Annotated in this window: 1 protein-coding gene; it reads left to right on the top strand. The window is 39.4% G+C overall.

Going from position 1 to position 617, the window contains the following annotated elements; translation table 11 throughout:
• Nucleotides 1-561 (top strand): type IV secretion system protein (locus ACFIQC_RS10150; RefSeq protein WP_375707159.1); only part of this gene is annotated, 561 nt, incomplete at its 5' end.
• Between the last annotated feature and the right edge of the window lie 56 nt (nt 562-617).

Raw genomic sequence — 617 nt, 5'->3', positions numbered from 1 at the left:
TATGAGTTATCAAAAGCGCTCATAACAAATCCACTCAATGATACACAATTAATGAATTTACTGGACAAAGCAGCAACCAAAGGATTTCAATATGCAGGACGTCTTTTCCAAGAAACCGTCTTCTTCGAGTCCAATGGTTTGCTTTACAGTCTCTTAGGAATCCTCATCTTGCTAGCAACAAGCCTCGTCGTAGCAATCGGTGGGGGTCTCGTCCTTCTGACAAAAATCGCTATTACACTTCTCGTAGGATTGGGACCAATCTTCATTATTGCTCTACTCTGGCAACCAACTTATCGCTTTTTTGAGCAATGGATTGTACAAGTCGTGAATTATATAATCCTCTTTCTACTCTTAGCAACTGTATTTAATCTGATGATGAATATCTTTGCAAACTATTTGAGCGATATGAAACTCGACTACGACCAGAATGTAAGCTTCATGTTTGGAGGAGCTCTCATCTTGTCCATTATATCCATCATGCTGTTACTCAAACTATCAAGCATGGCCAATTCTCTCGCAAAAGGCATTACATTCGGACATCTATGGAGACATAAAAACTAGCTGAGATAAAAAGCAATGGTTCCCGTAACAGACGCCCTTAATATCCATATGACAAA

This window comes from Bartonella sp. AA126HLJHH (assembly GCF_042197425.1).
Taxonomy (GTDB): Bacteria; Pseudomonadota; Alphaproteobacteria; order Rhizobiales; family Rhizobiaceae; genus Bartonella.
The sequence above is the reverse complement of the archived record's forward strand: the minus strand, read 5'-3'. Positions and strand labels throughout refer to the sequence as shown.